This window comes from Metapseudomonas phytobenefica (assembly GCF_043392685.1).
In the GTDB taxonomy this organism is placed as follows: Bacteria; Pseudomonadota; Gammaproteobacteria; order Pseudomonadales; family Pseudomonadaceae; genus Metapseudomonas.
Window position 1 is genome coordinate 1 of record NZ_JBHZGM010000056.1, and the last position, 10,415, is coordinate 10,415.

The window sequence follows — 10,415 nt, forward strand, 5'->3', positions numbered from 1 at the left end:
GTGTCGCGGGTGACTGCGAATCTGAAGGAAGCCGGAAGCAAATGGCTGGCCTGACGAACAGGAAGCGGATGGAGGCGGCGTAGCGGGGTGAGGCGGCCCAAATCGTCAAAGCCCGGTACTTGCACGGAACGCTACGACGTAAAGCCTGCTGCGCAGCAGGCGGGGTAGCCAGCTGAGCTGGCTGATCGACCGGCTCAACCCGGTCCTGCGTGGCTGGAGCAGCTACTTCAAGCTGAGCCAGAGCAAGCGGCCCGTGGAGGAGTTGGATGGCTGGGTGCGGCGGTTACTGCGCAATGTGCTGTGGCGGCACTGGAAGCGACCGGCTACCCGGGCGCGCATGCTGATGTGCCTGGGCTTGCCGGAGGTGCGGGCCTGGAAGTCGGCCACCAACGGGCGCGGCCCCTGGTGGAACGCCGGCGCCCTGCGCCTGCGACAGGCGCTGCCGAAGAAGCGCTGGGACGCGCTGGGGCTGGTGTCGATACTAGATACGATCAATCGGCTTAGCCGTATGACCTGAACCGCCGTATACGAAACCGTACGTACGGTGGCGTGAGAGGACGGCGGGGGTAACCCCGCCTCCTACTCGATGCATGACCAATCCCGCGCGGATTCCCCCTCCAAACCCTCATTCAGTGGGGCTGATACCCCCCCCCTCCTGTAATTCTCGAACTGCTGGACGATGGCTTCCCAGCCCTGGGGCTGGCGTGCATTGAGGCGAACGCAGTGCAAGCATTCCGGGTCTTCCAGCAGCCAGATGGCAGTTGCCGATATTCGGCGCTCGAATTGACCAATCCCTGTCCATCCTGCGAGCGGTCAGCCCCTCCGGACGGGAGTGGGTATAAACAATGGCATCCCGGTCTAACTGAAACCTGCGCGTGTCTACTGCGGTGGTTGCGCAAACAGCATCTGCCGCTCTTTGTTATTAGGAAGTGTTGGCGCTTCCAAGCGCATTACAAATGCAAACAGCAGACAGGCCTGCCGCTTGAGTAGTGGGTCCCTACCCCTACCTGCGCGGCGTTCGGGGTTTGATATTCAGAGTAGTCTTATTTACCGGGTGAGGGCGCAAAGCGAGAATTTGCGAACAGTGGAATGTACAAGTCGATGCGTTTAAAGGTGCATCGAGAAAAAAACTGTGTCTGGTATTTGCGGTAGGGCTCAGCTTTTGGTTCGGTCGTTGTCGCTCGATTGAAAGCTCAGGGCGAACGTTGTGCGAATGTTGGAAGGTCTCAGTGCAGAACCGACAGTGTGTTCCGGCCTTGTAGCCAGTAGGGCTATGAGTTTACTGATGATTTAGAAAGTCGGAAGATATCCAAATGCGCTTAAAAAAAGTTGCGCCTAGCGAGTTCAAGTCAACGCGCGTCGTTGTACTGGCGGCGGATGTGATCCGTGCCAAGTCGATCACCCGGATGCTCAGTGATGTGGGCGTAGCTCCGGTGGCCATAAAAGAGGCGTTGAGCGACATTGAGTCATTCTTATTGAAGGGGCCGGTCGATGTTGTTGTGTGTGAGATTCATCCAGATAATGATGCAGGTTTAATGTTGCCCAGTTTTTTGAAGCGGTTGCATAAATGTGGCGTTTTAAAATATATGCCTAGCGTTCTCTGGGTAGGTGATAAAAAAAGAGTGGTGGTTCCCCAGGGTGTGCGTGAGGAAATGCCAATCAGGCAGATGCTCAGAGAGGGGAAGGAGTCCGTCCAGTATATGGGAGGTATCCCCATGGATGCCTTGGAAGCGCATGCACGATTGGCGCGGGCGGAGGGCATTCATGTAGAGGTTGTAAACCACCGTAACGCGAATGTGATGGAAGATACACTCCGCCAAGCAGGGTTGAGACGTTATCGAATCGACTCCGAACCTGCGAAGATGAACTTTTGCTCTTTAAGCGACTGCGAGGTGATTAGTGCCCTTACTACGGGGAAGGGGTTGCGCTTCGTGTTTCAGCCACAGTTTGATCTTTCGACTCGACGGGTGATCGGCGTAGAAGCACTGGTGCGCTGGAAACATGAGCGCCATGGCGAGATTCCACCATCGGTGATGATTCCGTTGGTTAACCGGTTGGGGCTGGACTTATTACTGTTCAATCTGGTTGAAATGTGGGCTGTCAAAGCCATGCTCGCACTCAAGGAAAAAAATATCGTTATTCCAGTGGCCGTCAATGCTTCGGCAAAGACGCTGTGTACGTTACAGTTTGCCGAGTGTCTGGCCGCGCGTGTGCGAGAGCATGGGCTGTCACCAGAGCAGTTGACACTTGAACTGACCGAAGATGTGCCTGAGTCGGACAACCTTCTGCTATCTGCAGCGTTGACGGCCATCAGGGCCAAAGGTTTCCGGCTGTCACTGGATGATTTTGGAGCCGGTGCGGCGACGATGAGTCTCCTTGTAAATCATTCATTTGATGAGCTGAAAATTGACGGTGCCTTTATTCGCGCGATCAGTGGCTCTTCCTCATCACGCAGGATTGTTAGAGGCATCGTAAGGTGGGCGAAGTTATTTAACATTCAGTTGATTGCTGAAGGTATCGAGGATGAGTCGACGTTACCCTTGCTGCATCAACTCGGTTGTCGCGTTGGCCAGGGATACGCCTTGGGGTATCCCATGGAGCTTGAGGAGTTCATGCTGCTCGTGAGCCAACAGTCATGCGTGCAAGCCTGAAAATGTATCAACGGCGACAGTTGTAAAGGGTTCACGCGCAGGCGCTTTTAATGCGCCTGATTCAGTTGGCTGCATTGAGACTGCGTGCTCTTCGCTGGATGGTTGGAGGTGACTTCTTGAAAAATGGTATTTTCTGCGCCTATTAAGAATATAGGCGCACGAACTGCCTCTGTTCTGAAGAAATGCAAGTACCGAGACGGGATTCATAAGTTGACGTGTGATGGCAAGGACGTGTCTGCGGCGCCTTGCCCGTTTCTGGCTATGGCATAGACTGTTTAAAGTTAGGCGCTGTGTTGCTCGCTGTGTCGATGCGATGTAGAGGCTGTAAGGGTGGGCTAACGCGATGAAAACTATACGAATTGCGCTGTTAGATGACCATGCTGTTGTTCGCCACGGGTTAGTGGATGCATTGAAGGGTGAGGCAGGTTTCGAGGTAGTAGGCGTCTATGGTCGTAGCCGGGACCTCATCAGAGGCCTTGCTGAAGTCCGTGCAGACGTCTTGCTCATGGACTTTTCCCTGGGGCCTGACGAGTTGGATGGTGCATCGCTGATCCGTGCTGTACGGGTCAAGTACCCCGACTGCCATGTATTGGTACTGTCTGCCCATCACGACCCGGCTACTGTCAGCCTGGCAATGCGTCTTGGGGCTCGTGGCTTCGTGGGTAAGCGAGAAGACATGGAGCAGTTGGTAAAAGCAATACGTCAGGTGGTATCCGGGGCTATCTACCTCAGTACTACCATGACCTATCAGTTGGCAGAAGCTGTCATTTGCGACCCATCAGCGGTGGTCTGCGAGCCCTCGGATGTCTTCGCCCAAGCGGAGTTGAGCAGTCGTGAACAAGAGGTCATCCGCTGCTTTTTGGCGGGTATGACCGTGAGTGAAATCGCAACCAAGTTCAACCGCAGCCTGAAAACGATAAGCGCCCAGAAGGCCTCGGCTTTTCGTAAGCTTGGGGTGAATTCGAATAATGAACTCTTTAAGCTGAATAAAATTATAAGCCCGCCATGATGAAGTCTCTCAAGGGGGGGCTGGTTGCGTGGGTGCTGATAACTGCGGGCTGTTTCGCCGAAGCCAGCCCGGTTGAGTTCAATGCCGAAGAACGGGATTGGATAGCCCGGCATCCGCTACTGCGGGTGGGAATAATGGAAGACCTGCTGCCCCTGGAGTATATGAGGGCGGGTAATTTGTATGGGCAATCGAAGCTGTACTTGAATTACTTAACCGCCGTCACGGGGTTGAAGTTGAAGTATGTGCCCTTCCAGGATATGGCGGTGAGCAGGGGCGCGTTGGTTGACGGTCAAGTCGATTTGCTTTCTGCCTCTCTGGAATTCGCTGCTGAGCCTCGGGATCCTGCACTTAAAGTGCTTGCCTATCATCGTACACCTCCAATCATCGTGACACGCGTCGATAGTCAGGACATCTTCAGTCTTGATCAGCTGCAGGGGAAAACCGTCATGGTGCCCGACGTGGAGCGTTACCTGTGGCTTTTTAATGGGCGTGCCCGCCACGCTCAGCTGGTCCAAGGTATGTCGGCGTTAGACATGTTGGATAGTGTCGCTGAGGGGCGTGCTGATGTAGCGGTTGCGGCCGAGACCTATTTCATGCCCTATCTATACAGTCGATTCCAAGGTGTATTAGAGATTTCGGGAGTGGTAGGGGCAGAGCCCTTGGCCGTCGGCATGGCCGCGCGTGCGCAAGACACGGTGCTAATTTCTATCTTGGAGAAGGTACTAAACTCGATTGACCTTGAACAACGCCAGTCCCTGTACGCCCAGTGGTATCGCGAACTGAAAGTGAATGTACCTACGCTGAGTAGTGTTGGTAAGCATTATTTTCATGTGCTGGTATTGGCTGCCCTGGCGCTCTTGGGGCTGTGCATACTGATGTTTCGCGGTTTTTATCATTGGCGTCGAGAGGTTAAAAAAGCACGCGAAAAATCCATGCTTCTACGTGTGATTAGCCAAGCGTTGCGTTCGCCGCTCAATGATGTTTTAACGGCGATGAACCATTTGCTTTCGACGCAGTTGAATGAGCGACAGCGAAATCTAGTGAGCCTTGCCAATGGCAGCATGGCGTCCTTGAGATGTGTCCTGGATGAAGACTTGAACGTTTTAGAGGCGCCACGCTCAAGACCTGAACAACGACCTAGCGAGCCTACGGATGTCAAGGCGCTCATGACCGCGGTGGTGAGTTTGCATCGCATCCGCGCGCAACAAAAAAATCTGGAGCTTGAGCTACAGATCCCCTCTCACTTACCCAGGCTGTTGCTGGATAGCTCACGTCTCACGCAGCTTCTGCACAACATTATTTCGAACGCCATCAAGTTTACCCACACCGGCGGTGTGTATGTCAGTGCCAGGCTGATCGAGTCTGAACGCGACGTCCAGCTTTTGAACATCGAAATCCGTGATACGGGCGAGGGAGTGCCCGAGTCAGTATCGGCGTCACTTTTCCAGCCCTATGAACAAGCCCGTCGTGCCGACCAAAAAAAAGGAACCGGTCTCGGCTTGGTGATTTGCCAGCAACTGGTCAAGTCAATGGATGGCAGCATGACCTTTGTGAGTGAACCGAACGTCGGCACCACCGTCATGCTTTCCCTGCCAACGACCATTCCAAGTGCGCGACGGGAAGCGCCAGCATCAAACACCCCGACAGCGGCTTCGGCGTCTAAAACCCTGCCCCGGATTTTGGTTGTGGAAGATAGCTGGGCCAACCAGGAAGTGTTGCATGAGCAGATTGTCAGCCTCGGTTGTAGGCCGACAGTGGTGGGGGATGGCGTACAAGCTAAAGAGCGGTTCAACGAGGAGCACCCCGATCTAATCCTCATGGATTGTGATCTGCCGGGGCAGGATGGCTACAGCTTGACCCGCGAGTTGCGTAGTGCCGAATTACAGCTGAATCGCTCGCGCTGCCCGATCATCGCCATTTCTGCATCTACTGGTGAGCAGCATGCTAAGCGTTGCTTGGCTGCGGGGATGGATGCCTTGTTGAACAAACCCATCCAGCTCAACGCATTGAGGGGTGCGATCGAGCTTTGGTGTCATGTCAGGGTGAACATGCCGCCCTCAGAGGCAGTTACGCCGGCAAAACCGTCAACCGAAGCGCTTGAGGCGATGGCTGATGATCTGGGCGGGTTGATTAAAGCGATTGCGATATGTGATCGCCCAGCGGCGTTGCATCTTGCCCATCGATTGTATGGCGCGGCATTGATCATGAAGTGGTCGACACTGAGTGAGATAGCGAGAAACATGGAGGTGCTGTTAGGTCAAGGGAGGAGCTGGGACGATCCGGGTTATGCAATATCTTTGCAAGCGCTCATACAGCAATGGCAGGTTTCCAGCGAGCGGATGCCGCTAGATGCCCTCCAGTGCGTATCGGGCCCAAGGGAGTCGCTGCAGTGACGCGCAGATTATTGAGTGGGTGGCTTTTAGTGGCTCTACTGTTGTGCCAGGGCCCACTCAATGCGCAAATCGAACCGTTGTCGATAGGGTTGAGTGAACAGGAGCGGGAGTGGATTGGGGCTCATCCTATTCTGCGGGTGGGGGTGTTCGAGGATCTACAGCCGTTTGAGTATATGCATCATGGCGAGCTACGCGGGTTGGCAGCCAAATACTTACAAGCGGTCAGCCGACATACCGGTTTGCGCTTCGTACCTGTCGTCACAGGGACGCGTGATGAGCGTCGGAATATGTTGCTTAACGGCGAGGTCGATATTCTGACCACCCGTCGCACTTCCGCGAGGTCTTCAGCCGACCACGGAATGCTATACACCAAGCCCTACAACAACAGTTCTACCATTCTTGTCAGTCGCTTTTCAGGTGAGCCTTTCGTTGATCTGGAGCACCTCGCTGGACAACGAATCGTCATGTTGGGGCGTGAGGGGTACGCTCCATTGTTGAAGGCCAAGATACCAGGGGCGGTGGTGATCCCTGCGAAGAATGCCGTTGATATGCTGAAGATGGTCGACGAGGGGACAGCCGATACGGCCATTGCCGCAGAGTGGTTGCTGATTCCCTACCTCACGCGTCAGTACAACGGCGTACTGAAGGTTTCAGGTATGGCGCCCACGTTACATACGGGGGTGAGCATGGCGGTCCGTGAGTCTGATGCCATCCTCCTGTCCATTCTTGAAAAGACCTTGGCTTTTATAAATGACAATGAGCGCAAAGGAATTTATGACGCTTGGCTTGCCGAGATGGATATGGATATCCCGACGATACAAGTCATTGTCGAGCACTTTGAGTTTGAAATATGGCTTTTACTGGCCGTGCTGCTGTTGTTGACGATGCTGGTTTTGCAAGCCAGATCTCTACGTCATAGAGCGATACGCAGCCAGCAGAGCCAAGCAATGTTCCTGGCGGTGATGAGCCACGAGGTTCGTTCGCCCATGAACGCAGTGCTTGCCGCTGTAGAGTTGTTGCAGCATTCACGGCTTGATGATGCGCAACGAAAGCTCATCGAACTTGTTAGTGGCGCAGCCAATAAGATGCTACGGCTTGTCGATGAGGTGCTGGATTTCTGCAAGTTAGAGGCTGGAAAACTCCAGCTTGCTCCGGTCGCTGTCGATATCGAACCGCTAGTGCATCGCTTGGTAGACAGCAATCTACCGGCGGCGGAGAAGAAAGGCCTGGCGCTAAGGCTTACCCGTGTCGAGACAATTCCTACCCTGCTGCTAGATCAATATCGTGTGGAGCAGGCATTGCACAAATTGGTCGCCAGTGCGATCCAAGCCACAGGACATGGCGAGATTGAGCTGCAGTTGCAGGCCCGGGGGCCGGCGTGTGACGGTGGTGAGCATGTCGTTTTCCGGCTTACCAGTGCGGACGTTGGGTTGTCGAAGGAATTGCAGTCTGTGCTGCGCAGCTCGACAGCGCAAATCAAAAGCCCGTCTGGAGATGGTTATTACACCGAGCTGGGCTTGGTCATTTTTCGGAATTTAGTGCAACTGATGAATGGCGATATCGTCCTCGTTAACGATGTAGGGGCGGGGACCTGTGTGGATGTCATCTTTCCCATGGTGCGGGCTCCGTTCATGGCGCCTGAGCCGATCAGTGAGCCGCACAGTGAAGTGGGAGTGGGCATCGCAACAGATACGTGGGTGCAGGTACTGGTGGTTGAAGAACCTACTGTGCATCGACAAACGCTGATCGAGCAACTCCTGGGCGTAGGTTGTAGCGTATTGCCAGCGGACAATATCAGCCAAGGCTTGGCGTTGATTCAGGAGCATCCGGTCGATTTGGTGTTGTTTGACTGGCCGCTGTTAGTGCCTGACCCAGGTGCAGTCGAGGCGTTTCACGAAATACTCCTTCAGCGGCAACGCCCCTGTCCCTTCATTGCTCTGCGTAGCCTGGAGGAGCAACCGCATTTTGCGGAGTGCTTCGATGCGACAATGGACGGTGTCTTGAGTAAGCCCGTACAGCAAGAACCATTGCTACAGATGCTTGAGATGTGGTGCGGGCCTTTTCCTGTATGTGGCGTGGGGATTGTTCATGAGGAACAAGCGCCTCAACGTTGTCCTGCGTTTGGCGAGTCGCTTGGACGCCTTGTCGAAGCCGTGGCGCTTCGGGATGCCGATAGCGTGACACAGGCCTTGGGCGCCCTACGGGAAGCGTGGCCTGAAGATGACGTCATTGCCCACGTGGGTGAGGGGATGGAAGGTCTGCTGTTAAGTGCTACTAACAACTGGCCGGTGGAGGCGTTGGCCCAGTACCTGGGTATCTTGCTTGAGCATCGAATCAAGAATTAAACGACGGCAATCTTCAGCTCGTCGGCAGGCTTGACTGTCAGTTCCTAAACGGTGGAAGACAAAAGATACCTGGTATCGATAGATCGTAAGCGTCCGCCCAACTCACCTTGCGTAAGTCAGGCAGGCACCCACTGATGCGGCAGCAGTTGTCCGATCTCGCCGGCCTGTTGCGTGGGCAGTCGTGAATCCCCCCGGGTTTCGTGGAGGCCGTTTTGTTTAGGTCAGGCCGCCATGGCCTGACCTGCTTGTTGCTGGTGGAAGTTTGCCTCAGCCTCCGCTGGTGGTTGTACCAGTGCACCCATTTCAAGGTCGCCATCTCAACCGCCTCGCGACTCCTCCATGACGGGCGGTAAATCAACTCGACTTTGTACAGCCCGTTGATGGTTTCGGGCAAGGCGTTGTCGTTCTGCTTGTAGCCATGCCGGGTGTTTGGGAAGCATTCGCTGCCCAACACGCGATCGTGGGAGTCAACAACAGCCGCGACGTGCAGGTCCTTGTGGGTATCGACACCGCCCACGACGCCCACGCCTGATGCCCAGCAACCCAGCTCGGCGCATCAACCGCTCATGCGCACGGCACGCTCACGGACTTCAGGGGAGTAGGTAGTAGTCTTTCTCATGGCCTCATCTTCTCAGGAGTTGAGGCCTCCACGAAATCCGGGGCGATTCAAATTCTAATTCAGTGGCGGGTGCCGAATAATTTATTCGGCAGTTTTTGATGTTTTAGAATGATGGCGTTTTTAGGAGTGTTCCTATTGACGTAGCTATTATTTATTGGTCGATTGCTGAGTGTGCGCGTTTTTGTTTTTTTAGGAGTGCTCCTATTACAGGGTTTCTAGGTGGGCGATATATTACCTTGGCTTTCGGTTTTTATCCGGCTCGCGGACGGTGAGAGTCAGTGGCCTATTGGTTATTGGCTTTGATTTTTCCAATAAAAGAGTTTTCCAAGGTTAGGTAATTATGAAGCGCGCTCATCGTGGTAAACGTGATAAGACAGCCAGTGAATTAAAGGTCGTGTGGGAACCCTCGCAGGTTGCAGAGGGGGCTGTGGGAAAGGTGTCGCTCGCTTTGTCAGTAGTGTTGGCAGGTTCTATAAGTGCGTTAGACGCTAATGTTGCAAATGCAGCTGAGACAGTATTGCAGCTTTGCTCTCAGTCGGAGAGTAGCGGTCATAGAGTAAAAGCTGATGGGAGCACTAGTGAAATTGTGTGTAAAGAAAATAGTGCTGCTGCTGCACTGTACTTCAATTTGGAAAACGGCAATTACGACGCCATGCTTGGGATATGGAGGAGTGGAGACGTATCGGTTTACGCCAAAAAAGGTGTGAAAGTGAGATCCGAAAGCGAGAACGTTGAGATTAGAAGCGCTAAGGACACCCTGATCTCCTCCAAGCAGCAGACGATATTGCGTGGGGGTGGGGTCCAAGTGAGCGACCAGAAAATATCGGGTGTGGCTCCAGGTACTGTCTCCAAAACAAGTACTGATGCTATAAATGGGTCCCAGCTAAATGCTACAAACGAAAATGTAACGGCGGCGAGCAATTTAGCAAACACGGCGAACAATGTAGCGCAGACCGCGACAGTTACGGCCAATGCAGCGCAAAAGGACGCGACGAATGCTGTCGCCGACGCAAGCAAAGCCTTGAGTGCGGCGAATGTTGCCAAGGAAGACGCAAACAAGGCCGTGACCGCTGCCAACGAAGCTAAGGCGGACGCCAGCAATGCCGTGAGCGTGGCCAATGGTGCGAAGGATGACGCAAACAAGGCCGTGACCGCCTCCAACGAAGCCAAGGTAGACGCAGGTAAAGCTCTGGTGGCCGCCGCCGAGGCCAAAACCCAGGCCGCAGGCGCTCAGGCAGATGCCAGCAATGCTGTAAGCGTGGCCAATAGTGCGAAGGATGACGCAAACAAGGCCGTGACCGCCTCCAGCGAAGCCAAGGTAGACGCAGGTAAAGCTCTGGTGGCCGCCGCCGAGGCCAAAACCCAGGCCGCAGGCGCTCAGGCAGATGCCAGCAATGC

The 10,415-nt window shown here is 54.4% G+C and carries 4 protein-coding genes and 3 pseudogenes; 6 read left to right on the top strand and 1 reads right to left on the bottom strand.

Translation table 11 applies throughout. The features are described from left to right. Positions 1–145 precede the first annotated feature (145 nt). The 5 genes and pseudogenes from ACFW0B_RS25335 to ACFW0B_RS25355 form a co-directional block, all read left to right on the top strand. Positions 146–517, top strand: a pseudogene (locus ACFW0B_RS25335) (group II intron maturase-specific domain-containing protein); the annotation flags it as partial. 796 nt (positions 518–1,313) lie between these two features. Continuing rightward, positions 1,314–2,651 carry an EAL domain-containing protein gene (locus ACFW0B_RS25340; RefSeq protein WP_449151721.1) on the top strand — a complete coding sequence of 446 codons (1,338 nt, stop codon included), beginning with the start codon at positions 1,314–1,316 and terminating at the stop codon, positions 2,649–2,651. Positions 2,652–2,994: 343 nt separating this feature from the next. Then, positions 2,995–3,660 carry a response regulator gene (locus ACFW0B_RS25345; RefSeq protein WP_449151722.1) on the top strand — a complete coding sequence of 222 codons (666 nt, stop codon included), beginning with the start codon at positions 2,995–2,997 and terminating at the stop codon, positions 3,658–3,660. After that, positions 3,657–6,053 (top strand): ATP-binding protein, encoded by a 2,397-nt coding sequence (locus ACFW0B_RS25350; protein ID WP_449151723.1) that lies wholly within the window; start codon positions 3,657–3,659, stop codon positions 6,051–6,053. The genes ACFW0B_RS25345 and ACFW0B_RS25350 overlap by 4 nt, the downstream gene beginning before the upstream one ends. Before the next feature lie 29 nt (positions 6,054–6,082). Further along, positions 6,083–8,398 (top strand): histidine kinase dimerization/phospho-acceptor domain-containing protein, encoded by a 2,316-nt coding sequence (locus ACFW0B_RS25355; RefSeq protein WP_449151724.1) that lies wholly within the window; start codon positions 6,083–6,085, stop codon positions 8,396–8,398. 268 nt (positions 8,399–8,666) lie between these two features. Here ACFW0B_RS25355 and ACFW0B_RS25360 read toward each other — a convergent pair. Continuing rightward, positions 8,667–8,804 (bottom strand): annotated as a pseudogene (locus tag ACFW0B_RS25360) (integrase core domain-containing protein); the annotation flags it as partial. A gap of 553 nt (positions 8,805–9,357) precedes the next feature. On the opposite strand from ACFW0B_RS25360, the pseudogene ACFW0B_RS25365 reads away from it, so the two are divergent. Then, positions 9,358–10,415, top strand: a pseudogene (locus tag ACFW0B_RS25365) (hypothetical protein); the annotation flags it as partial.